The organism is Leifsonia sp. NPDC080035 (assembly GCF_040050925.1).
GTDB lineage: Bacteria > Actinomycetota > Actinomycetes > Actinomycetales > Microbacteriaceae > Leifsonia.
The window spans coordinates 1475414-1497908 of record NZ_CP157390.1 but is presented as its reverse complement, the minus strand read 5'-3'; the positions used below and the strand labels follow the sequence as shown (position 1 = coordinate 1497908).

Annotated in this window: 26 protein-coding genes and 2 tRNA genes; 11 read left to right on the top strand and 17 right to left on the bottom strand. The window is 66.7% G+C overall.

Annotation, left to right across the window (positions count from 1 at the left end):
• Positions 1 to 60 precede the first annotated feature (60 nt).
• The gene (pknB, locus tag AAME72_RS07340) at positions 61 to 1755 is read left to right on the top strand and encodes a Stk1 family PASTA domain-containing Ser/Thr kinase (protein WP_348789581.1); all 1695 of its coding nucleotides are present in this window, start codon (positions 61 to 63) and stop codon (positions 1753 to 1755) included.
• Positions 1756 to 1778: 23 nt separating this feature from the next.
• Here the strand turns inward: pknB and AAME72_RS07335 are convergent, their stop codons facing one another.
• The 3 genes from AAME72_RS07335 to AAME72_RS07325 are packed head-to-tail and all read right to left on the bottom strand — an operon-like array spanning position 1779 to position 3362.
• Positions 1779 to 2417, bottom strand: coding sequence for a gamma-glutamyl-gamma-aminobutyrate hydrolase family protein (locus AAME72_RS07335; protein ID WP_348789580.1), 639 nt, complete (start codon positions 2415 to 2417; stop codon positions 1779 to 1781).
• Entirely contained in the window at positions 2414 to 2572 is a 159-nt protein-coding gene (locus tag AAME72_RS07330) for a hypothetical protein (protein WP_348789579.1), read from the bottom strand. Before AAME72_RS07330 ends, AAME72_RS07335 begins: the two co-directional genes overlap by 4 nt.
• Position 2573: 1 nt before the next feature.
• Positions 2574 to 3362, bottom strand: a complete 789-nt coding sequence (locus AAME72_RS07325; protein ID WP_348789578.1) for a class E sortase — start codon at positions 3360 to 3362, stop codon at positions 2574 to 2576.
• A gap of 108 nt (positions 3363 to 3470) precedes the next feature.
• Here AAME72_RS07325 and AAME72_RS07320 point away from each other — a divergent pair, with 108 nt between their 5' ends.
• The gene (locus AAME72_RS07320) at positions 3471 to 3731 is read left to right on the top strand and encodes a cell division protein CrgA (RefSeq protein WP_348789577.1); all 261 of its coding nucleotides are present in this window, start codon (positions 3471 to 3473) and stop codon (positions 3729 to 3731) included.
• Positions 3732 to 3945: 214 nt separating this feature from the next.
• On the opposite strand, the gene AAME72_RS07315 is transcribed toward AAME72_RS07320, so the two are convergent.
• Together AAME72_RS07315 and AAME72_RS07310 are read right to left on the bottom strand one after the other, a co-directional pair.
• The gene (locus tag AAME72_RS07315; protein ID WP_348789576.1) at positions 3946 to 4806 is read right to left on the bottom strand and encodes a rhomboid family intramembrane serine protease; all 861 of its coding nucleotides are present in this window, start codon (positions 4804 to 4806) and stop codon (positions 3946 to 3948) included.
• A gap of 23 nt (positions 4807 to 4829) precedes the next feature.
• Entirely contained in the window at positions 4830 to 5369 is a 540-nt protein-coding gene (locus AAME72_RS07310; RefSeq protein WP_348789575.1) for a peptidylprolyl isomerase, read from the bottom strand.
• Between the two features lie 126 nt (positions 5370 to 5495).
• Here AAME72_RS07310 and AAME72_RS07305 point away from each other — a divergent pair, with 126 nt between their 5' ends.
• A complete protein-coding gene (locus tag AAME72_RS07305; RefSeq protein ID WP_348789574.1) occupies positions 5496 to 6050 on the top strand; it encodes a hypothetical protein in 555 nt (184 codons plus the stop codon).
• Between the two features lie 93 nt (positions 6051 to 6143).
• A complete protein-coding gene (locus AAME72_RS07300) occupies positions 6144 to 6344 on the top strand; it encodes a PspC domain-containing protein (protein ID WP_348789573.1) in 201 nt (66 codons plus the stop codon).
• Here the strand turns inward: AAME72_RS07300 and AAME72_RS07295 are convergent.
• Positions 6341 to 6757 carry an NUDIX hydrolase gene (locus AAME72_RS07295; RefSeq protein ID WP_348789572.1) on the bottom strand — a complete coding sequence of 139 codons (417 nt, stop codon included), beginning with the start codon at positions 6755 to 6757 and terminating at the stop codon, positions 6341 to 6343. The two genes, AAME72_RS07300 and AAME72_RS07295, sit on opposite strands and share 4 nt — an antisense overlap.
• A 48-nt stretch (positions 6758 to 6805) precedes the next feature.
• On the opposite strand from AAME72_RS07295, the gene AAME72_RS07290 reads away from it, so the two are divergent.
• Positions 6806 to 7669, top strand: coding sequence for a DNA-formamidopyrimidine glycosylase family protein (locus AAME72_RS07290; RefSeq protein WP_348789571.1), 864 nt, complete (start codon positions 6806 to 6808; stop codon positions 7667 to 7669).
• Here the strand turns inward: AAME72_RS07290 and AAME72_RS07285 are convergent, their stop codons facing one another.
• Positions 7670 to 8104 carry a rhodanese-like domain-containing protein gene (locus AAME72_RS07285; protein ID WP_348789570.1) on the bottom strand — a complete coding sequence of 145 codons (435 nt, stop codon included), beginning with the start codon at positions 8102 to 8104 and terminating at the stop codon, positions 7670 to 7672.
• Positions 8105 to 8196: 92 nt separating this feature from the next.
• Between AAME72_RS07285 and AAME72_RS07280 the strand changes: the two genes are divergently transcribed.
• Entirely contained in the window at positions 8197 to 8658 is a 462-nt protein-coding gene (locus AAME72_RS07280; RefSeq protein WP_348789569.1) for an Lrp/AsnC family transcriptional regulator, read from the top strand.
• A gap of 20 nt (positions 8659 to 8678) precedes the next feature.
• Here the strand turns inward: AAME72_RS07280 and AAME72_RS07275 are convergent.
• The 10 genes from AAME72_RS07275 to dnaA all read right to left on the bottom strand — a co-directional run bounded on the left by AAME72_RS07275 (position 8679) and on the right by dnaA (position 19618).
• Positions 8679 to 8751: transfer RNA gene (locus AAME72_RS07275), tRNA-Ala, on the bottom strand.
• An 11-nt stretch (positions 8752 to 8762) separates the two neighbouring features.
• Positions 8763 to 8839, bottom strand: a tRNA-Ile gene (locus tag AAME72_RS07270).
• A gap of 55 nt (positions 8840 to 8894) precedes the next feature.
• Positions 8895 to 9308, bottom strand: coding sequence for a DUF3566 domain-containing protein (locus AAME72_RS07265; protein WP_348789568.1), 414 nt, complete (start codon positions 9306 to 9308; stop codon positions 8895 to 8897).
• Complete coding sequence (gyrA, locus tag AAME72_RS07260) at positions 9298 to 11874, bottom strand: DNA gyrase subunit A (protein ID WP_348789567.1); 2577 nt, start codon at positions 11872 to 11874, stop codon at positions 9298 to 9300. The genes AAME72_RS07265 and gyrA overlap by 11 nt, the downstream gene beginning before the upstream one ends.
• 43 nt (positions 11875 to 11917) lie before the next feature.
• The gene (gene gyrB, locus AAME72_RS07255) at positions 11918 to 13927 is read right to left on the bottom strand and encodes a DNA topoisomerase (ATP-hydrolyzing) subunit B (RefSeq protein WP_348789566.1); all 2010 of its coding nucleotides are present in this window, start codon (positions 13925 to 13927) and stop codon (positions 11918 to 11920) included.
• 123 nt (positions 13928 to 14050) lie between these two features.
• The gene (locus AAME72_RS07250) at positions 14051 to 14527 is read right to left on the bottom strand and encodes a DciA family protein (RefSeq protein ID WP_348789565.1); all 477 of its coding nucleotides are present in this window, start codon (positions 14525 to 14527) and stop codon (positions 14051 to 14053) included.
• On the bottom strand, positions 14524 to 15681 hold the full coding sequence (gene recF, locus AAME72_RS07245) for a DNA replication/repair protein RecF (RefSeq protein ID WP_348789564.1): 1158 nt from the start codon (positions 15679 to 15681) through the stop codon (positions 14524 to 14526). Before recF ends, AAME72_RS07250 begins: the two co-directional genes overlap by 4 nt.
• Before the next feature lie 6 nt (positions 15682 to 15687).
• The gene (gene gnd / locus AAME72_RS07240; protein ID WP_348789563.1) at positions 15688 to 16575 is read right to left on the bottom strand and encodes a phosphogluconate dehydrogenase (NAD(+)-dependent, decarboxylating); all 888 of its coding nucleotides are present in this window, start codon (positions 16573 to 16575) and stop codon (positions 15688 to 15690) included.
• A 39-nt stretch (positions 16576 to 16614) separates the two neighbouring features.
• Complete coding sequence (dnaN, locus tag AAME72_RS07235; protein WP_348789562.1) at positions 16615 to 17760, bottom strand: DNA polymerase III subunit beta; 1146 nt, start codon at positions 17758 to 17760, stop codon at positions 16615 to 16617.
• Between the two features lie 433 nt (positions 17761 to 18193).
• A complete protein-coding gene (gene dnaA / locus AAME72_RS07230; RefSeq protein WP_348789561.1) occupies positions 18194 to 19618 on the bottom strand; it encodes a chromosomal replication initiator protein DnaA in 1425 nt (474 codons plus the stop codon).
• A 444-nt stretch (positions 19619 to 20062) separates the two neighbouring features.
• On the opposite strand from dnaA, the gene rpmH reads away from it, so the two are divergent.
• The 5 genes from rpmH to AAME72_RS07205 are packed head-to-tail and all read left to right on the top strand — an operon-like array spanning position 20063 to position 22484.
• A complete protein-coding gene (gene rpmH / locus AAME72_RS07225; protein WP_055922080.1) occupies positions 20063 to 20200 on the top strand; it encodes a 50S ribosomal protein L34 in 138 nt (45 codons plus the stop codon).
• Between the two features lie 24 nt (positions 20201 to 20224).
• Entirely contained in the window at positions 20225 to 20641 is a 417-nt protein-coding gene (gene rnpA / locus AAME72_RS07220; protein WP_348789560.1) for a ribonuclease P protein component, read from the top strand.
• Positions 20638 to 20949: a membrane protein insertion efficiency factor YidD gene (gene yidD, locus AAME72_RS07215; RefSeq protein ID WP_348789559.1), complete on the top strand. Its 312-nt coding sequence runs from the start codon at positions 20638 to 20640 to the stop codon at positions 20947 to 20949. The genes rnpA and yidD overlap by 4 nt, the downstream gene beginning before the upstream one ends.
• Before the next feature lie 9 nt (positions 20950 to 20958).
• A complete protein-coding gene (yidC, locus tag AAME72_RS07210) occupies positions 20959 to 21933 on the top strand; it encodes a membrane protein insertase YidC (protein WP_348789558.1) in 975 nt (324 codons plus the stop codon).
• Positions 21934 to 21941: 8 nt separating this feature from the next.
• Positions 21942 to 22484 (top strand): R3H domain-containing nucleic acid-binding protein, encoded by a 543-nt coding sequence (locus AAME72_RS07205; RefSeq protein WP_348789557.1) that lies wholly within the window; start codon positions 21942 to 21944, stop codon positions 22482 to 22484.
• Positions 22485 to 22495: the final 11 nt, after the last annotated feature.

Here is a 22495-nt window from a genome sequence, read left to right as displayed (position 1 = left end):
GAGATCTCTCAGAATCAGCCCGCTACACTAGCCGGAGCCACCACCCGTAAGGAGTCCGCATTGAGCCCAGATAGCCGCCTGCTCGCAGGCCGATATCAGGTGGGCGAACTCATCGGACGCGGCGGGATGTCGGACGTGCACCGCGGTCAGGACACCCGCCTCGGGCGCACCGTCGCCATCAAGCTGCTGAAGCCCTCGCTCGCCACCGACCCGGCGTTCCGCACCCGGTTCCGGCAGGAGGCGCAGGCAGCGGCCCGGATGGCGCATCCCACCATCGTGCGCGTCTTCGACGCGGGCGAGGAGACGGTCCGCGAGCCGAACGGGCACGAGGCGCAGCTGCCCTTCATCGTGATGGAGTACGTCGACGGCGTCCTTCTGAAGGATCTCATCAAGCAGGGACCGCTGGAGCCCTCCGAGGCGGTCCGCATCACCGAGGGCATCCTGACGGCGCTCGAATACAGCCACCGCGCCGGCGTCGTGCACCGCGACATCAAGCCGGGCAACGTCATGATCACCAAGACCGGGCAGGTCAAGGTGATGGACTTCGGCATCGCGCGCGCGATCAGCGACTCCTCGGCGACAGTGGCGCAGACCACCGCCGTTCTCGGTACCGCGAGCTACTTCTCGCCGGAGCAGGCCAAGGGCGAGACGGTGGATGCGCGCACCGACCTGTACTCGACGGGCGTCGTCCTGTTCGAGATGCTGGCCGGCCGCCCGCCGTTCCGCGGCGACACCCCGGTCGCGGTCGCCTACCAGCACGTCAGCGAGACGGCAGTGGCGCCGAGCTCCATCAACCACAAGGTCTCGCCGGCGATGGATGTCGTGGTCGCGCACGCGCTCGCGAAGGATCGCTTCGACCGGTACCAGACCGTCGCCGACTTCCGGCACGACCTCGAAGAGGCAGCCGCGGGACGCGTCCCCGTGCACAAGAAGGAGGACGACTTCGCGGAGAACCTCTTCGGAGCGCCTCCGACGACCTCGTCCGGCCCAGAGGCGGCCTTCCGGCAGCTCGCCGAGGACCAGACCATGGTGCGCACGCAGCGACGCCCACCGGTGATCTGGATCTGGGCCGGCGTCGCCGTGATGGCGGTCGTGATCGTCGCCGTCCTGGCCTGGGTGCTCCGCCTCGCGCCGAGCACGACGATGCCCGAGACCTCGCGCCCCGTCCCGAACCTGTCGGGGCAGACCGTCGACGCCGCGGGCAAGAAGCTCGAGGACCTGAGCCTCAAGTGGACGCAGACGCAGGAGGAGAGCTCCACGTACCCCTCCGGCGAGGTGATCCGCACGGATCCCGCCGCGGGCATCGTCATGGCGAAGGGCGAGACGGTCACGCTCATCGTGTCCACCGGGAAGAAGGCCGTCCAGGTGCCCGATGTGACGAACATGACGGCGGACGCCGCGAAGCAGGCGCTGCAGGCCGCCGGCCTCACGGTCGGACCGACGACGACGGAGAACTCTCCGAGCGTCGCCGCCAACGTCGTCATCTCCTCGAGTCCGGCGGCGGGCCAGAACGCGCACGAAGGCGACGCGATCGGGCTCACGGTCTCGAGCGGCAAGGTGACCTTGGCCGATCTGACCGGCCAGTCCATCCAAGCCGCGTCGGGGATGCTCTCCCAGCTCGGGCTCACGGCCGCTCCGAAGGCGGACCCGTCATGTCCGCAGGACAAGGGAGCGCCGCTGGTCCACACCCAGTCCGTCGTGCCGGGCGATGTGCCTCAGGGCACTACGGTCGAGCTCACCTACTGCTCCGGTTGACACCGGTCGGGTGAGCCGGCCGCTCAGCCGAGCTTGACGAGCGGGTTGAGCGCACGGGACGCCTCGGCCGCGCCGGCGAGACCGGCGGCCTCCAGCCAGTTGCCGAGCATCCGGTAGCCGCCCTCGGTGAGCACCGACTCCGGGTGGAACTGCACCCCGTAGATCGGCGCCGTCCGGTGCTGCAGCGCCATGATGACGCCGCCGCCCGTACGCGCCGTGATGACGAGCTCCTCCGGCATCGTGCCGTCCACCACCGCGAGCGAGTGGTACCGCGTCGCCGTGAACGGCTGCGGGACGCCGTCGAACAGCGCGCTCTCGTCGTGCTCGACCTGCGAGGTCTTGCCGTGCATGAGCTCCTCGGCGTTGGTCACGACACCGCCGAACGCCTCCGCGATGGCCTGGTGCCCCAGGCACACACCGAGGAGCGGCTGCCCCGTCTCGAGCGCTCGCTCGACCACCGGGATGGAGACGCCGGCGTCCGCGGGCTTGCCCGGTCCGGGGGAGATCAGGACCGCGTCGTACTCCGCCAGCCGGGCCGGAAGGTCCTCGACCGGGATGTCGTCGTTGCGCACGACGTCCGTCTCCGCACCGAGCTCCTGAAGGTAGCCGTTCAGCGTGTAGACGAAGCTGTCGTAGTTGTCGATGACGAGTACGCGGGTCACGGGCCCACGGTACCTTCCTGTGGACCCAAGAGCGAATCCACCCAGGGGAACACCCAGGTCACCAGCGCGAACAGCACCGCGACCACCAGCACGAGCACGAGCACGATGCGCAGCCACAGCGGCCCGGGGAGGATGCGCCACAACGCTCCGTACATCTCAGCCTGCCTTCACGATGGAGGCGAGCGCGGCCGGCACGTTCTGCGGCGCGGCGTAGCTCTCGAACACGTTGTAGGCGATCAGCCGCTCGCCGGCGTGGAAGGGCGGGTTGCACGTGGTGATCGTCATCAGGCGGTCCACCGGCCGCACATCGGGGTGGCGTGGCACCGCCGCGACCACCTCGATGGCCGCCGGCTGCACGAACTCGAAGTTCCGGAACACGTACGTGTACCAGCCGTCCTTGGTCTGCACGTAGATCTTGTCGCCGATGTGCAGCTTCGAGAGGTCGATGAAGGTGTTGCCCCATCCGGAGTCGTGCCCGGCGACGGCGAAGTTGCCGACCTGTCCCGGCATCTGGGTGTCGGGGTAGTGGCCGACCCCGGCCGTGTAGCTGTTCAGCACCTGCTCGACGTCAACCGTCTGACGGATGGTGCGCTTCCAGTCCGCCCCGAGCCGCGGGATGTAGATCACCGCGAACGCCTGGTAGTCGGCCGGCTGCGCCATCACCGGCGGGTCGACCGCGGCGGTGCTGGCAGAGGTCTCCACCGGCTTCGGCACCTTCATCGCGTCGTCCAGCCACTTCTGGCTCTGCTCTGCGGCCGCGGAGGTCTGCTGGCCGGCCATGACCATGTTGTTCCACCACACCTGCCAGCCGAGGAACAGCCCGACGAGCACACCCGCGGTTATGAGGAGCTCGCCGACGACACCGAGGAACGTCACGCGTCGTGCCGGGCGGCGCCGCGACCGCGCGCGCGGGCGGCGCAGCTCGGGTTCCGTCGGATCGCTCATATGACAGATTCTAAGGCGACACCCTCAGCGATAACCCTGGCGTTTCCCGGGAACCGGCGAGGCTGCGGGATGCGAACCTTCAGACCGGTCCCGCTACACTTGTCAGCTATGGCCCGCAGCAAGTCGAAGACCAAGCCCGAGCGCACCGTCCGCGCCGAGCGCAGCTCCGCCGCGTCCGGAGAAGAAGCGCCGAACCCCGTCTGGTTCAAGCCGGTGATGTTCGGCTTCATGCTGCTCGGACTGGTCTGGATCATCGTCTTCTACGTCAGCCAGAACCAGTACCCGATCCCCGCCCTCGGCGCGTGGAACATCCTCGTCGGGTTCGGCATCGCCTTCATCGGCTTCCTGATGACCACACGCTGGCGCTGACGCGCCTCCCGCTGCGCGAAGAGCCCGGGTCCGGCTTCGGCCGACCCGGGCTCTTCTGCGTCCGGAAGCGCTTATCCACAGGATCGTTCCACAGGTCCCCCAGGGAGCCACGCCCGTTCTCCCCAGTGTTAATAAGCCTGTGGAGAGTTACACCCGTGTAATTATCCCCACTGTTAATAAGGCTGTGGATAACTTATCCACGCATTGTGGGGAATTACACGAAGTGCAGCAGGCTGACAGCGAGGAGCAGCAGGCACAGCACGATGATCAGCGGCAGCTGCCACCGGCGCCGCGAGGGCCTGCGCGTCTCGACGTAGATGAGGCCGACGAGCAGGCCGCCGATGAAGCCTCCGACGTGCGCCTGCCACGAGATGTTGAACCCCGGGATGAACCCGATCGCCAGGTTGAGCGCCACGAGCACCAGGATCTGCGTCGCGTTGCCGCCGAGCCTCCGCTGGATGATGAAGAAGGCGCCGAACATCCCGAAGATCGCCCCGGAGGCGCCGAGGACGGGCTGGTTCAGCGGGGTGATGAGAAGGACGGCGACGGACCCGGCGAACCCGCTGATGAGGAACAGCCCGAAGTAGCGCAGGCGGCCCAGCATCGGTTCCAGTGCGATACCGAAGATCCACAGCGTGTACATGTTCAGCGCCAGATGGATCAGGTTGGCGTGGGCGAAGATCGAGGTGATCATCCGCCACGGTTCGAACCCGATCAGCGGCGACAGTGTCCCGGTCGGGTACGAGTACGCGCCCGCGTAGATCAGGGCATTGGTGACCTGCCCACCGATGAACGGCAGGTTCTGCAGGATGAACACCACCACGCACACGGCGATGATGCCGTAGGTGACGACAGGCGCCCCGGGCCCGGTGAACCGGCTGAGCCACGCCGGGCGCGCGGCGCGCGGAGCGGTCGAGCGCTGCTGCGCCATGCACTCCGGGCAGACCACACCGACGGCTGCCGGAGTCTGGCACTCACCGCAGATGGTGCGCCCGCAGCGCTGGCACAGCACATAGCTCACCCTGTCCGGGTGGCGATAGCAGACGCTCGGTGGTGCGTCGACGGGCTGAGACATCCTTCCTCTCCGCCCGCCCTCTCTCAGACCTGCTCGATCTCGACCGACTCGATGACCACGTCGTCGAGCGGCCGGTCGCGCGCGTCCGTCGGCACCTCGGCGAGCTTGTCGACGACCTTGCGCGACGCGTCGTCCGCGACCTCGCCGAAGATCGTGTGCTTGCCCTGCAGCCAGGTGGTCGGGCCGACGGTGATGAAGAACTGCGAGCCGTTCGTGCCGCGGCCGCCCTGGATGCCGGCGTTCGCCATGGCCAGCATGTACGGCTGGGTGAAGTCGAGCTCGGGGTTGATCTCGTCGTCGAACTGGTAGCCCGGTCCGCCGATGCCCTGGCCGAGCGGGTCGCCGCCCTGGATCATGAAGCCGGGGATGATGCGGTGGAAGATCACGCCGTCGTAGAGGTGCGCGTTCGTCTTCTCGCCCGTGGCCGGGTGCGTCCACTCGATCTCACCGGTCGCCAGGCCGACGAAGTTCCTGACCGTCTTCGGAGCGTGGTTGCCGAAGAGGTTGACCTTGATGTCTCCGTAGTTAGTGTGGAGCGTGGCGACAGCGGTGTGCTTAGACATGGCACCAATTCTTGCACAGGGGGGTAGAGGGAACTCCGAGGGTCTGTCCGGCTCTCGGGTCATCCTCAGCCCTTTCGGTGGCAAGATGGAGTGGAGTTCGCTATTCCGACGCAATGGAGGTCCCGAATGAGCCTGACACGGAAGCGCCAGAAGGAGCTGAAGCGACTGCGCAGTAACGCCGAAGACCTGTGGGGGCAGCAGCAGGAAGTGCTGAGCAACGCGAACGCCCTCGCCGCCGAGGCTCGCAAGCAGGCCGCCTACTACACGCGGGAGGAGATCGCGCCGCGCGTCCGTGAAGGCTACGACTCCTACGTGCGTCCCGCCGCCCAGACGGCGCGCGACACCGCGGGCAAGTACGCGGGTGTCGCCCGCGACCGCCTCGTCGGAGACGTCATCCCGGCCGTGGGGACCGCCGTCGGGACCGCGCTTTCGGTCGTCGACCACGCGCGCGCCGCCCGCTCGGCCGCCTTCGCCGGAGACTTCAAGAAGGCCGGCAAGGAGCTGACGCGCAAGGCGTCCGTCGCCAAGCAGAAGTCCGGCCCCGGCGCCGGAACCGTCATCGCCGTCGGGCTCGGCGTCATCGCCGCCGCCGGCCTGCTGTATGCCGTGTGGCAGACGTTCCGCGCCGACGACGAGCTGTGGGTCGCCGACGAGGAGCCCACCACCCCGCCCGCCGAGTAGCGACGATCGTCGCCGACCCGGAGGGTGGGCCTCCGGGTCGTTTCGGGGGTTTCCCCGATTCCGCTCGTCGCGGCGTTCCACGAGGCTGGACTCATGAACAGCCTCGAACGTCCTCGTGATGGCCGCATCCTCGGCGGCGTCTGCGCCGCGCTCGCGCGTCGCTTCGGCATCCAGCCGCTGACCGTGCGCGTGCTCTTCCTGATCTCCTGCCTGCTGCCCGGTCCCCAGTTCATCGCCTATCTGGCGATGTGGATCATCATCCCGTCCGAACGGGAGCGCCCGGTGACCGTCTAGGCCAGCCCCGCCATCCCGAGCGCGATGTCGACCAGCTCCACCCGCCGGTTCGGCAGCGCGGACAGCGGGAACCACCGCGCTTCGTCGGTGGAGCCGTCTCGCTCGTTCGTGAGCGTTCCGCCCAGCACCGCTGCGCGGTACACGATCCGCAGGGCATGCAGCGGGCCGGCCTCCGGCACGAAGCGGGCCTCGGCGGGGATCACCTTGGAGTCGATGCCGAGCAGCTCGTCCGCCCTGGCGGCGTAGCCGGTCTCCTCCGCGATCTCGCGGACGACGGCGTCCACGGGATCCTCGCCAGGATCGATTCCGCCGCCGGGCAGCGTCCATCCGGATCGGCCGCCCTCGTTCCAGTGCGCGAGCAGCATGCGATCGCCGTCGAGGATCACTCCGTAGGCGGCGATCCTGATATCCATTCCGTCACCCTACTGCGCGAAGTCGGACGGGAGGGGCAGGATGGGGTGGTGCCCGAACTTCCGGAAGTCACCGCTCTCGCCGCCGACCTCGGCGGGCGATTGGCCGGGCGCACCATCGATCGTCTGAGCATCGTCGCGTTCTCCGCCCTCAAGACGTTCGAGCCGTCCCCGGATGCGCTGCGCGGCACGACGATCTCCGGCGTCTCCCGCCATGGCAAGTTCCTCGACATCGCTGCGGACGACCTCCACATCGTCATCCACCTCGCGCGGGCGGGCTGGATCCGCTGGCGTGAGGGGGCTCCTCCCCCGCCGACCGGCCGCCCGAGCAAGGGCCCGCTCGCGGCTCGGCTCGTGCTCGACGACGGCTCCGGACTGGACATCACCGAGGCCGGGACCAAGAAGAGCCTGGCCATCTCGATCGTGCGCGACCCCGCCGAGGTGCCCGGCATCGCGCGGCTGGGCCCGGATCCGCTGGACCCGGCGTTCACCCGCGAGGTCTTCGCCGGCATCCTCGCGGGCCAAGGTCGCGCCCAGATCAAGGGTGTGCTCCGCAACCAGTCCCTGATCGCCGGCATCGGCAACGCGTACTCCGACGAGATCCTGCACGTAGCGAAGATGTCCCCGTTCAAGCCGGCGGCGATGACCGACGACGAGATCGACCGCCTCTACGCCTCGCTCGAGTCCACCCTCCGGGACGCGCTCGCCCGCGCCGATGGCCTCGCCGCGTCCGAGCTCAAGGGCGAGAAGAAGTCCGGGATGCGCGTGCACGGCCGCACGGGCCAGCCGTGCCCGGTCTGCGGGGACACCATCCGTCAGGTGATCTTCCACGACTCGACGCTTCAGTACTGCCCCACCTGCCAGACCGGCGGGAAGCCACTCGCCGATCGGGTGCTGTCCCGGCTGCTCAAGTAGTCAGCAGGCGCACGCCGCCGCATCGACGGGTGCGGTGAGCGGATCGGAGGCCCGGTTCACCGGTCCGTTGTCGTCCTCGACGGGGAGTCCCTCACGCGCCCAGTACTCGAACCCTCCGATCATCTCGCGAACCTCATAGCCCAGCAGGCTCAGGGCGAGCGCCGCCTTGGTCGAGCCGTTGCATCCCGGCCCCCAGCAGTAGACGACGACGGGCACGCCCGCCGGGATGCTGTGGGCGGCGCGCTCGGCGATCTCCGCGGTCGGCAGGTGGATGGCGCCGGAGGCCCTCCCCTGGCGCCAGGCCGCCTCACCCCGGTTGTCGACGAGCACGAATCGCTCGCCGGCCTCGAGCGCCGCCTGCACGTCCGACGGGTCGGTCTCGAAACGGAGCTTGCCGGCGAAGTGGCGGGCGGCGGAGGAAGCGGTTTCGGTCATGACACGAGATTAGGGTGGTCGATCGGCGAGAGGAACAGACGATCGACGGGCTTCGGTGGCTCGCACCGGCGAATCACTGGAAGAATCACCGCATGGCCGTGAATCCTCCATTCGAAGCGGATGCTGTCGACAGAGCCGTCCTGGCCGAGCTCCAGCGCGACGGCCGCATCACCGTCGCAGAGCTCGCCAGAACCGTCCACATGTCGAGCAGCGCCGTCGCCGAGCGCGTCCGCAGGCTCGAGGACGCGGGTGTCATCACCGGCTACCGCGCAGTCGTCGACCCGGAGCGCCTCGGCTACGGCATCCTGGCGTTCCTGCGTCTGCGCTACCCGAGCAGCCAGTACGGCCCACTGCACGACCTGCTCGCCGCGACCCCGGAGGTCGTCGAGGCGCACCACGTGACGGGAGACGACTGCTTCATCCTCAAGGTCGTCGCAACGTCGATGGGCCACCTGGAGGAGGTCAGCGGATCCGTCGGCACGCTCGGCAGTGTGACCACGAGCATCGCCTACTCGAGCCCGTTCCCGGAGCGGCCGATCGTGGCGCCGGAGTGACGAGCTGGAGCGGAGAAGGGTGGAGCCTAGGAGATTCGAACTCCTGACATCCTGCTTGCAAAGCAGGCGCTCTACCAACTGAGCTAAGGCCCCGTGAGAGGGAGTGGTGGGGATACGAGGACTTGAACCTCGGACCTCTTCGTTATCAGCGAAGCGCTCTAACCGCCTGAGCTATATCCCCGAATGGGCAGATAAGAGCCTACCTGATCTGCTCCACAATTGGCGAATCGACGGATTCAGTTGTTGGTGAAACCGACGAGCAGGCCGCCGGTGATCTTCACGGAAAGGTTGTACAGCAGCGCGAAGACGGCGCCGAGGGCGGTGACGACCACGATGTCGAGGATCGCCACGATGAGCGAGAAGCCCATCACCTGGCCGAGGCCCAGCACCGAGCGGAGGTCTCCCCCGCCGGCGCCCGCCACGTCCTTCACGAGGCCGTTCAGCTGATCGAAGATGCCGGTGCGGTCGAGCACCGTCCAGATCAGGAACGTGCCGACGATCGCGATGATCGCCAGGCAGATCCCGGCGAGGAACGCCAGCTTCACCGTCGACCAGAAGTCGATGTACACGAGCTTCAGCCGCACCTGCTTGGCGGATGCTGGCCGTCGGGACGACTTCTTCGCGAGTTTCTCGGCGACGCTACTGCTCATCTACGGTTTCTTCCTTCCCGACGTCCCCCATGCTCTCGCCGGGAACGGACTCCGTCTCGGCGTCCGATTCTGCATCAGTTCCCTGGGAATCGAGGTTACGTTCGGTGTTCTTCGCCAGAGCGATGATCTTGTCGGACTCGGCGAAACGTGCAAAGACGACACCCATGGTGTCGCGGCCCTTGGCGGGTACCTCGGCCACGGCAGAGCGTACCACCTTGCCGCTGGCAAGAACCACAAGGACCTCGTCATCGTCCTCGACGATGAGAGCACCCACCAGGTCTCCCCTGTCATCGCTCAGCTTGGCGACCTTGATGCCGAGTCCGCCGCGGTTCTGCAGACGGTACTGGTCGGCGGAGGTCCGCTTCGCGTAACCGCCCTCGGTCACCACGAACACGTAGCCCTCGTCCGAGACGACGGACGCGTCGAGCAGCTTGTCCTCGCCGCGGAAGTGCATTCCGATGACGCCGGAGGTGGAGCGCCCCATCGGGCGCAGCGCCTCATCGCTCGCCGTGAAGCGGATGGACATGCCCTTCCGCGAGACGAGCAGCAGGTCGGAGTCCTCCTCGACCAGCAGAGCCGAGACGAGCTCGTCGTCCTCGCGCAGCTTGATCGCAATGATGCCGCCGGAGCGGTTGGTGTCGTACTCCTCGAGCGCGGTCTTCTTGATCAGGCCGTCGCGGGTGGCGAGCACCAGGTACTTCGCGGCCTGGTAGTCGCGGATGTCGAGGATCTCGGCGATCTCCTCGTCCGGCTGCATGGCGAGCAGATTCGCGACGTGCTGGCCCTTGGCGTCGCGGCCGGCCTCCTGCACCTCGTACGCCTTGGCGCGGTAGACGCGGCCCTTGTTCGTGAAGAACAGCAGCCAGTGGTGCGTCGTCGTCACGAAGAAGTGGTCCACCACGTCCTCGCCGCGCAGCTGGGCGCCCTTCACTCCCTTGCCGCCGCGGTGCTGGCTGCGGTAGTTGTCGCTGCGGGTGCGCTTGATGTAGCCGCCGCGCGTGACGGTGACGACCATCTCCTCTTCGGGGATGAGGTCCTCCACGCTCATGTCGCCGTCGAAGCCGAACATGATCTCGGTGCGGCGGTCGTCCCCGAAGCGATCGACGATCTCCGTGAGCTCCTCGCTGACGATCGCGCGCTGGCGCGCGGGGTCGGCAAGGATCGCCTTGAGCTCGGCGATCTCGAGCTCGATCTGGTCGTGCTCCTCGATGATCTTCTGGCGCTCGAGCGCGGCAAGACGACGCAGCTGCATGGTGAGGATCGCGTCGGCCTGGATCTCGTCGACGTCGAGCAGCGTCTTCAGTCCCTCGCGCGCGTCCTCGACGGTCGGCGAGCGGCGGATGAGCGCGATGACCTCGTCGAGCATGTCCAGCGCCTTGAGGTAGCCGCGCAGGATGTGCGCCCGCTCCTCCTTCTTGCGCAGCCGGTACTGCGACCGGCGGACGATGACATCGATCTGGTGGTCGACCCACGCCGTGATGAAGCCGTCGAGCGCGAGCGTGCGCGGGACATTGTCCACGATCGCCAGCATGTTCGCGCCGAAGTTCTCCTGCAGCTGGGTGTGCTTGTAGAGGTTGTTCAGCACCACCTTGGCCACGGCGTCGCGCTTCAGCACGATGACGAGGCGCTGACCGGTGCGGCCGGAGGTCTCGTCGCGGATGTCGGCGATGCCGCCGATGCGGCCGTCCTTCACCAGCTCGGCGATCTTGATCGCGAGGTTGTCCGGGTTGACCTGGTACGGCAGTTCGGTGACGACCAGGCAGACGCGGCCCTGGATCTCCTCGATGTTCACCACCGCGCGCATCGTGATCGAGCCGCGCCCGGTGCGGTAGGTGTCCTGGATGCCCTTGACGCCGAGGATCTGAGCACCGGTCGGGAAGTCCGGTCCCTTGATGCGGCGGATGAGCTCCTCCAGAAGCTCCTCGCGCGACGCGTCCGGGTTGGCCAGGTGCCACAGCGCGCCATCCGCGACCTCGCGAAGGTTGTGCGGCGGGATGTTCGTGGCCATGCCGACCGCGATGCCGACCGAGCCGTTGACCAGCAGGTTCGGGAACCGACTCGGGAGGACAGCGGGCTCCTGCGTGCGGCCGTCGTAGTTGTCCTGGAAGTCGACGGTCTCCTCGTCGATGTCCCTGACCATCTCCAGCGCGAGCGGCGCCATCTTGGTCTCGGTGTATCGCGGGGCGGCGGCGCCGTCGTTACCGGGCGAGCCGAAGTTGCCCTGGCCGAGCGCGAGCGGGTAGCGCAGGCTCCACGGCTGGACGAGGCGGACCAGTGCGTCGTAGATCGCCGAGTCTCCGTGCGGGTGGAACTGGCCCATCACGTCGCCGACCACACGGGCGCACTTGGAGAACGCCTTGTCCGGCCGGTAGCCGCCGTCGAACATCGCGTAGATGACCCGGCGGTGCACGGGCTTCAGGCCGTCACGCACCTCGGGCAGCGCGCGCCCGATGATGACGCTCATCGCGTAGTCGAGGTACGACCGCTGCATCTCCGCCTGCAGGTCGACCTGGTCGATCCGGCCGTGGATGCCGAAGCCCTCGCCGGTGGTCTCTTCGTCCGTCACAGTGTTCTCCCCGCCGCTGCCGTTGTCGTCAGATGCCGAGTTGTCAGATGTCAAGGAAACGCACGTCCTTCGCGTTCTTCTGGATGAACGAGCGGCGCGACTCCACGTCCTCGCCCATCAGGGTGGCGAAGATCTCGTCCGCGGCGGCCGCATCGTCGAGCGTGACCTGCAGCAGGGTGCGGGTCTCCGGGTTCATCGTGGTCTCCCAGAGCTCCTTGTAGTCCATCTCGCCGAGACCCTTGTAGCGCTGCACGCCGTTGTCCTTCGGGATGCGCTTGCCGGCCGCGAGTCCCTCGGCCAGGAATGCGTCGCGCTCCCGGTCGGAGTACACGTACTCGTGCTCGGCGTTCGACCACTTCAGGCGGTAGAGCGGCGGCTGCGCGAGGTACACGTAGCCGAGCTCGATCATCGGGCGCATGTAGCGGAAGAGCAGCGTCAGCAGCAGGGTCGTGATGTGCTGGCCGTCCACATCGGCGTCGGCCATCAGCACGATCTTGTGGTAGCGCGCCTTCTCCGGGTTGAAGTCCTCGCCGATGCCGGCACCGAACGCCGTGATCATCGCCTGCACCTCGTTGTTCGCGAGGGCGCGGTCGAGCCGGGCCTTCTCGACATTCAGGATCTTTCCGCGCAGCGGCAGGATCGCCTGCGTCTCCGGGTTGCGGCCCTGGACCGCCGAACCGCCTGCCGAGTCGCCCTCGACGATGAAGATCTCCGAGATCGTCGGGTCCTTCGACTGGCAGTCCTTGAGCTTGCCCGGCATCCCGCCGCTCTCGAGCAGTCCCTTGCGCCGCGCGGTCTCACGGGCCTTGCGTGCCGCGATGCGCGCGGTCGCCGCCTGCAGCGCCTTGCGGATGATCTCCTTGGCCTGGTTCGGGTTGCGGTCGAACCAGTCGCCGAGCTGGTCGCCGACGACCTTCTGCACGAACGCCTTGGCCTCGGTGTTGCCGAGCTTGGTCTTGGTCTGTCCCTCGAACTGCGGCTCGGCGAGCTTCACCGAGATGACCGCGGTCAGTCCCTCGCGCACGTCGTCGCCGGAGAGGTTGTCGTCCTTCTCCTTGAGGATGTTCTGCGCACGCGCGTAGCGGTTCACCAGCGTGGTGAGCGCGGCCCGGAAGCCCTCTTCGTGGGTCCCGCCCTCGTGCGTGTTGATGGTGTTCGCGTAGGTGAACACCGACTCGTTGTAGCCCGTGGTCCACTGCATCGCGACTTCCAGAGCGATCTTGCGCTCGGTGTCCTCGGATTCGAACGAGATGATCTCGTCGTGGACGACCTCCGCCTTCTTCGCGGAGTTGAGGTAGTGGACGTAGTCGGTCAGACCGCGCTCGTACAGGAAGACATCGCTGCGGGCGGTGAACTCCTCCGCCTCCTCCTCGATCTCGCCCTCGACGGGCTCGAGCTGGGGAGCGCGCTCGTCCGTGATCGCGATGCGGAGTCCCTTGTTCAGGAACGCCATCTGCTGGAAGCGGGTGCGGAGCGTGTCGTAGTCGAAGACGACGGTCTCGAACGTGTCCGGGCTCGGCCAGAACGTGATGATCGTTCCGGTCTCCTCCGTCGGCTCGCCCTGCGCGAGAGGCGCCTGCGGAACACCGTTGCGGTAGCTCTGCGTCCAGGAGAAGCCCTGCCGACGCACCTCGACGTCCAGCCGGCTGGAGAGCGCGTTGACGACGGAGCTGCCGACGCCGTGCAGACCGCCGGAGACGGCGTACCCGCCGCCGCCGAACTTTCCGCCGGCGTGCAGGATGGTGAGGACGACCTCGACGGTCGACTTCTTCTCGGTCGGGTGCTCGTCCACCGGGATGCCGCGGCCATTGTCTGCGACGCGCACGGCGCCGTCCGGGAGGATGGTCACCTCGATGTTGTCCGCTGCGCCGGCAAGGGCCTCATCGACCGAGTTGTCGACGATCTCGTAGACCAGGTGGTGCAGACCGCGGGGGCCGGTGGAGCCGATGTACATTCCGGGTCGCTTGCGGACGGCTTCGAGACCCTCGAGGATCTGGATCTCATTCGCGCCGTAGTCGTGTTCCGCTTCGGCCTTGTTCGGTTCCATCGTCATATGAAATTAGGCTCCTGACCGCACTCACTAGTGACGTTCCATTCTACCAAGCGCGGGAAGCCGAAATGCCGAAAATCGCCCTTCTGACGCGTTTTCTTCGAGGGGGCGACCTAATTTGTGCACTCAGCCGTAAGTATCGCGTGGACCACGCCCTGGAATCGACCTGGGGCCGCGTTTCCAAGAGGGGGCGTCCGGCCCTTGGAAACGGATCGACTGGATGTCCGCGTCAGGGAACCGCTCCGCGATGCGCGCGAGCAGCTCGGAGCGCATCATCCTCAGCTGCGTCGCCCAGGCGGTCGACTCGCAGCGCACGACGAGCACACCGTCCGCGATCTGGTCGGGGACGGCATGCTTCGCGGTCTCCTCGCCGGCCAGTTCCACCCAGCGGTCGAGGAGGTCGGACTTGGCGAGCGCACCCGTCCAGCCCATCTGCGCGGTGAGCGCCTCCATCACATCGCCGAGGCCTCGGGGGTCCCGCCCGGCGCCGAAAGGCCGGCTCGCCGCAGGATCCTCAACGGCCTTCCTGGACCGGCGGCTGCGCCCGGCGGTGCCGGCGAACAGCTCCTTCATCCGCAGGTAGACGGCGGCCGCCTCACTCATGCCGACTCCACGATCGCGCCCGCTTCGATGCGGACGGTGTGGGCCGTGAGCTCGTCCGGCACGTCGTCGTAGACGGCGGCCGTGATCAGAACCTGCTCGTAACCTGCTACGGCGGTTGCAAGCATTCGTCGTCGCGCCTGGTCGAGCTCGGCGAAGACGTCGTCGAGGATCAGCACCGGGTCGCCCGTCGAGGACTCGTGCCGGAGCAGGTCGGCGGACGCCAGTTTCAGCGCGAGCGCGAACGACCACGATTCGCCGTGGCTCGCGTACCCCTTCGCCGGCAGCCCGTTGAGCTCGAACAGCACGTCGTCACGGTGCGGGCCGATCAGCGTGAGCCCGCGCTCCAGCTCCTTCGGGCGCACGGCGGTGAGCGCCTGACGGAACGTCTCCGACGTGTCACCGGATGAGGTGGTTACAGCGGCGTCGTCATCGTCGTCCTCATCCTCCACGTGAGCGCCGCGGATGGTGAGCTGCGGCAACAGCCGCGGGTGATGGTCGTCGCCGGCGACGGACCGGTAGGCCGAGACGACCGGGCCGGACAGCCGGCCGACGAGGTCGAGCCGCGCGTCGATGAGTTCGGACCCGAGCGCGACGAGCCGGTCGTCCCAGATGTCCAGGGTGCTCAGCTGGTCGGGACGGACGCGGGACGCTCGCGCCGACTTGAGGAGTGTGTTGCGCTGCTTGAGGACGCGCTCGTAGTCGGCGATCACGGCGGAGAAGCGCGGATTGCGCTGGATGAGCAGCTGATCGAGGAAGCGCCGTCGGATGCCCGGCTCACCCCGCACCAGTGCCAGATCCTCCGGAGCGAACAGCACGCTCGAGAAGTAGCGCGGCAGCTCCCGCGGCTTGATCGCCGCGCGGTTCACCTGCGCCCGGTTCGCGGCCCCGCGGTTGAGCTGCACCTCGACGAGGAGCTCGCGACCCTCGTGCTGGATGCGCGCCCGCACGACGGCGGACTCCGCGTCCTTGCGGATCATGGCCGCGTCGCTCGACACCCGATGCGACCCGAGGGTGCTCAGGTAGCCGAGCGACTCGACCAGATTAGTCTTGCCCTGGCCGTTGCGGCCGACGAACAGATTCGCGCCGGCCGCGAACGGCACCTCCGCCGTGCGGTAGTTGCGGAAGTCGGTCAGGGAAAGATGCGTAACTCTCAAGGAGGGTTAGTCCACGGCCTTCACGGCGTGGCCACCGAACTGGTTGCGCAGAGCGGCCACGGCCTTCATCGCGGGCGAGTCCTCCTGGCGCGAGACGAAGCGGGCGAAGATCGACGCGCTGATCGTCGGCAGAGGGACCGCGTTGTTCAGGCCCTCCTCCACGGTCCAGCGACCCTCGCCGGAGTCCTGCACGTATCCCTCGATGTGCTCGAACTCGGGATCCTGCTCGAGCGCGCGCACCAGCAGGTCGAGCAGCCAGGAGCGGACGACCGTGCCGCGCTGCCACGCCTTGAAGGTGCCGGTGACGTCCTTGATGATGTCCTTGCGCGTGTCCAGGAGCTCGTAGCCCTCGGCGTACGCCTGCATCAGCGCGTACTCGATGCCGTTGTGCACCATCTTCGCGTAGTGCCCCGCGCCGACCTCGCCGACGTGGACGAAGCCTTCCTCGCGCGGACCCTCCGGCCGCAGCGCGTCGAAGACCGGCATCACGCGCTCGACCTGCTTCTTGGAGCCGCCGACCATGAGCCCGTAGCCGTTCTCGAGACCCCAGATGCCACCGGAGACGCCGGCGTCCATGAAGTCGACGCCCTTGGGGGCGAGCAGCTCGGCGTGCTTGAAGTCCTCGGTGAACTTGGAGTTGCCGCCGTCGATCACCAGGTCGCCCTTCTCGAGCAGCGGCTCCAGGTCGGTGATCACGGAGTCCGTGATCTGGCCGGCGGGAACCATGACCCAGACGGTCCGCGGTGCCGGGAGGGCCGCGACCAGGTCGGCGAGCGTCGCCACATCCGACACCTCGGGGTTCGTGTCGTAGCCGGTGACCTCGATTCCGTTCTTCTCGAGGCGGGCACGCATGTTGTTGCCCATGCGTCCGAGACCGATGAGGCCGATGTGCATGATTGTCCTTCTTCTCTCGTGGAGCGGGACCGGGCCGCCTTAGCGCAGGAGCAGGTTGGGCTGCAGGAGGTACTTGTAGGAGTCCGCGCCTGCCTGGTCCTTGGATGTCTGGCTCGTGATGAGCACAGGGCCCGGCTTGTTGGGGTTCTCGGTCTTGGTGAACGAGATGCGCACGAATTCCGAGTGCACGGCACCGAGACCATCGAGCAGGAACTGCGGCTTCAACGAAACCACCGTCTCCTGGCCAGTGAGGAGAGCGTCGATGCTCTCGGATGCTTGCGCCTGCTCCGAGCCGATCGCTTCGAGCGTCAGTCCGTCGGCGGTGAAGGTGTAGCGGAGCGCGGCCTCGCGCTCGAGGACGAGGGAGACGCGGCGCGTCGCCTCGATGAGCTCTGCGGTGTTCATCACCGCGTAGTTGTCGACCTGCTCGGGGAACAGCCGGCGCACCGGCGGGAAGTTGCCCTTGATCAGGAGGGACGTCACGGTCTTCTTGTCCGCGGTGAATGCGATCAGCTCGCGGTCGTCGCGGTTGGTGATCGAGATGGAGACGTTGCCGGAGTGGCCGAACGTCTTCCCGATCTCGGTGAGGGTGCGCGCCGGGACCAGGGCGGTCTGGGCCTCGCCGCTCGTGGTGCCGTTGTCCCAGTCGATCTCGCGAACGGCCACCCGGTAGCGGTCGGTGGCGACCAGACCGAGTGTGTTGTTGCCGACCTCGAGCTGGACACCGGTGATCACCGGGGTGACATCGTCGCGGGACGCCGCGACGCCGACCTGGGCGACGGCCTCCGCGAATTCCTCCGCGGGCACGAGTCCGGCCTCACCGCCGATCTGCGGGATGCTCGGGTATTCCTCGACCGGCATGGAGAGCAGCGTGAAGTTCGCGGATCCGGCGCGCACCACGATCTTGGACTCCTCGGTGGAGAACTGCACGGGAGCGTTCGGCAGCTTCGCCGCGATCTCGGCGAGGAGGCGTCCGGAGACGAGGACACGACCAGGCTCCTCCACCTCGGCGGCGATCTCCGTCTGTGCAGAGACCTCATAGTCGAAGGACGAGAGCTGGAGTCCGCTGTCCGTGGTCTCGATGAGCACGCCGCTCAGGATGGGGAGGGTGGTCCGCTGCGGAAGAAGCTTCACGGCGAAGGAGACGGCCTCACTGAAGACATCCCGGTTGGCTTGGAACTTCACGAAGTCTCCCCTGGTCGGCGCTCGGTTACGGATCGCAACAAATCCTAGCGCTTGGCCTCTGGCGCAGAAGTTTGTGATTCGCTCGAGCGCTTGAGGTTGTCGGCCGGCCTTAATCCAGAAGAGTTAATGATTAATGGGCTTAACCGCTGTGGAAAATGTGGATAACTCTGGGGATAGCAGGAAAACAGCGGGAACTACAGGGTCGTGAGTTGTTGATGACCTGAGGAATCCACCTGTTCACAGTCGGGGACGGTGGAGGGTCGTCCAAGCCGGTTTTCACAAGTCGAGGCGGACCGTCCCCATTAATCGGCCGACTTTCCGGAACTTCTCCACAAGTTATCCCCAGATGTTAATAACGAGCTCTCCCCACTCTGGGGATGAATCTGTGGATAACTCGTCTCGACCGGCCGGGCGTGGCGCACGGTCGCCGGGGCTATTTGCCGTAGCGGTGGTTCTGCTTGATGCGGCTGGTGAGCTCGGTCACCTGGTTATAGATCGAGCGCCGCTCCTTCATGAGCTCGCTGATCTTCTTGTTGGCGTACATCACCGTCGTGTGGTCGCGGCCGCCGAACAGCTGCCCGATCTTCGGCAGCGACAGGTTGGTCAGCTCGCGGCACAGATACATCGCGATCTGCCGGGCGGTCGCGACCGCCTGCGACCGGCTGGAGCCATACAGGTCGTCGACGCTGAGCTTGAAGTACTCGGCGGTGTTGGTGATGATGTCCGTCGGCGCGATCACGTTGTCGTCGTCGAGCGTGATCAGATCCTTGAGCACGGTCTGCACGAGAGGCATGTCGACCGGGGTGCGGTTGAGGCTGGCGAACGCCGTGACGCGGATCAGCGTCCCCTCGAGTTCGCGGATGTTGCTCGACACCTTCGACGCCATGAACTCGAGGATGTCGTCCGGCACCTGGATCTTCTCGCTCTGCGCCTTCTTGCGGAGGATCGCGATGCGGGTCTCGAGGTCGGGGACCTGGACGTCGGTGATCAGGCCCCACTCGAACCGCGAGCGCATCCGGTCCTCGAAGCCGGTGAGCATCTTGGGCGGCAGGTCGCTGGTGATGACCACCTGCTTGTTGTGGTCGTGCAGCGTGTTGAAGGTGTGGAAGAACGCCTCCTGCGTCTCCACCGCCCGCTGCAGGAACTGGATGTCGTCGATCAGCAGGATGTCGATGTTCCGGTACCTCGCCTGGAACGACGAGCCGCGGTTGTTCGCGATCGAGTTGATGAAGTCGTTGGTGAACTCCTCAGAGCTCACGTAGCGGACGCGGATGCCCGGGTACAGGCTCATGGCGTAGTGGCCGATGGCGTGCAGGAGGTGCGTCTTGCCGAGACCGGAGTCGCCGTAGATGAACAGCGGGTTGTAGGCCTTCGCCGGTGCCTCGGCCACGGCGACCGCTGCGGCGTGCGCGAAGCGGTTGGACTGGCCGATGACGAAGTTGTCGAAGCTGTACTTGGAGTTGAGGCGGGTGTCGCCGTTGCGCGGGGGCGCCGTGATCTCGGTGGGCGGGGCCACCGTGGGGGCGGCCGAGTCTAGGTACGGGGCGGGTTCCGGTTCGGCCGGCCCGGACATCGTCTCCTGCTGGATCTCCGGATTGACGACGATCGCGAAGGTGTTCACCTCGAACGCGTCATCGAGCGAGCCGATCGCGCTCAGGAGCGGGACGCGTGAACGCTGCTCGATCATCCCGCGGGTGAACTCGTTGGGCACCTCGAGATAGAAGGTGCCCGCCATGATGCCCTTGGGCTCCACCAGGCTGAGGAATCCGTACAGCTGCGGGGTGATGCGATCGTCCGTCTCGAGTTTTCCGAGCACGTTCTGCCATGCCGCGGAAATGGACTCTTCGCCGCCTGCCATCGTTCCCCGTCTTCGTATCGTGTGGATGCCGTCACCCGGGACCGAGAGACGAGTTGACCCCCGTCTGACTCTCGGCGGGCTGGCGGCTGGGATGCCGCCGATGGGTATTCACAGAGTTATCCACCGCTGTGTTGCAATACCGTAGCGATCTCCTGCCGCTTTTGGGATAGGGCTGGGGATAACTTTCGGACCTCACGGTAACTTGTCCACAGGTGCGGATCAAATTCGGTTCCCGGAATACGACGGCGCGTCGGTTGGCATGTTCCTGCCAATCCCGTGCATAATCAGACGTTTCGGCGGCGTCGGTTTGACCTCGGTCGGCTCAGGTCGTACTTTTAATCAGTTGACTTCAGCCGTTTCGGCTGCCCAGAAGCTTTCCTGGCCTCCCCGTGCTGGCACCTGTACTCAGCACCGGCCTGTGAAGAGACCACCACGGAGATTGATATGAGCAAGAGAACGTTCCAGCCGAACAACCGCAAGCGCGCCAAGACCCACGGCTTCCGCCTCCGCATGCGCACGCGTGCCGGCCGTGCCATCCTGTCGGCTCGTCGCGCCAAGGGCCGCGAGAAGCTCTCGGCCTGACCTCTCGGTCGGGGGGCGCGGCGGGTGCTCGCGAAGGTCAATCGCATCACGCACGGGTCCGACTATCGGGCGACTGTGCGACGCGGTGCTCGCTTCACGGGAGCGAGCACCGTTTCGTACGTCCGCTCGAATCGTGACACCGACGCGGTGCGCTTCGGCTTCATCGTGAGCAAGGCCGTCGGCAACGCGGTTCGCCGCAACCTCGTCCGTCGTCGGCTCAAGGCCGCCGCCTACGAGGTGCTCCCTCAGCTGATGGAGGCCTCGCGCGACGGAGCCGGGATGGACATCGTGATCAGGGCATTACCAGCGTCCGCTCAAGCGACCTGGGCTACCCTTCACGAAGAGGTCTCGCGTGGCGCCGCCCGCATCCTCAGCCGCCAGCCGACCGGTCAGCGAGCAACCGTCACAGCGTCACCAGCGAAGGCTAACGTCCGTCCATGAACACCGCGATCGCAGCAGTGCTCCTCGTGCCACGGAACGTCGCCGTCCTCGTGCTCCGGGCGTACCGGGCTGTGATCTCCCCTCTCTACGGGGACGTGTGCCGCTATTACCCCTCGTGTTCCGCGTATGCGCTCCAGGCGATCCAGGAGCACGGCGTCGCGGTCGGGAGTGTTCTCGGTGTGCGCCGCATCCTCCGTTGCCACCCGTGGGCAGCGGGCGGGGTCGATGACGTCCCCCTCAAGAAGAAGCGCCGGTACCGGGTCACTCCGTTCGGATTCGTCGTCGCGACAAGCCACGGAAAGGCTTAACAACCAGACATGGACATCATCGGTACGATCCTCTGGCCCATCAAATGGGTGGTGGAACTCATCCTCGTCGCCTTCCACTGGCTGTTCAGTGCGATCGGTCTGGACCCCGCGGCGGGCATCACCTGGGTTCTCGCGATCGTCGGTCTGACCGTCGTCGTCCGTGCCGCGCTCATCCCGATCTTCGTCCGGCAGATCAAGAATCAGCGGCGGATGCTCGAGATCGCTCCGCAGCTGAAGAAGATCCAGGACAAGTACAAGGGCAAGAAGGACCAGTTCTCCCGCGAGGCGATGTCGCGCGAGACGATGGAGCTCTACAAGAAGACGGGTACCAACCCTCTGAGCTCGTGCCTCCCGCTGCTGCTGCAGATGCCCGTGTTCTTCTCGCTGTTCCAGGTGCTGAACGGTGCGCAGGGCGGCCACGCCGGTGTCGGCCCGCTGAACGCCGAGCTTGCAAAGCAGTTCGGAAACGCCACGCTCTTCGGCGTCGCTCCGCTTCACCAGAGCTTCCAGGGCGCGATGAACGCCAACCCGCCGCAGGTGGCGGTGATGGTGATCGCGGCCGTGATGGTCGTCCTGATGACGGGCTCGCAGTTCCTCACGCAGCTGCAGATCGTCTCCAAGAACATGTCGCCGGAGACCAAGGCGAGCCCGCAGTTCAAGCAGCAGCGCATCCTGCTCTACCTGCTCCCCTTCGTCTTCCTGTTCTCCGGCTTCGCCTTCCCGCTCGGCGTGATGTTCTACTGGCTGACCTCGAACCTGTGGACCATGGGCCAGCAGTTCCTCGTGATCCGGAACATGCCGACGCCCGGTTCGGATGCGGCCAAGGCGCGCGAGGCGCGTCTCGCCCGCAAGGGCAAGCTCGTGCAGGCGGACGGTTCGGTCGTCCTGACCGTCGAGGAGTCGACGCCGCAGCAGAAGACCACCACCCAGCGTTCGCAGCCGGTGAGCAAGAACCGCGCGAAGAAGCAGGCCGGAAAGAAGTAGGGATCGCCATGACCGACGTGCAGACCGAGGCCGGCGCCGCAGAGGCGGACGCCGTCGACCACTCCCCCGCCGCCGATGAGGTGCAGCCGACCGTCGCGGATCTCGACCGCGAGGGAGACATCGCCGCCGACTACATCGAGGAACTGCTGGACATTGCCGACATCGACGGTGACATCGACATCGACACCCGCAATGGTCGTGCCTACATCTCGGTGAACGCCGAGGACGGCGCAAACCTGCAGGTGCTCTCCAAGCCGGAGACGGTTGCCGCCCTTCAGGAGCTCACGCGGCTGGCCGTGCAGAATAAGACCGGCCAGTTCTCGCGGCTCATCCTCGATATCGCCGGCTCGCGCGACGCTCGACAGGCCGAACTGGCTCAGCTGGTCGACCGCGCGATCGCGAAGCTGGATGAGGGCGCGGCTCAGGCCTCGCTGCCTCCGATGTCCTCCTACGAGCGCAAGCTCGTGCACGACATCGTGTCCGAGCGTGGCTATGTCTCGACTTCGCACGGCGAGGGACGTGACCGCTACACCGTCATCACCGCCGCCTAGTTTCACGTGAA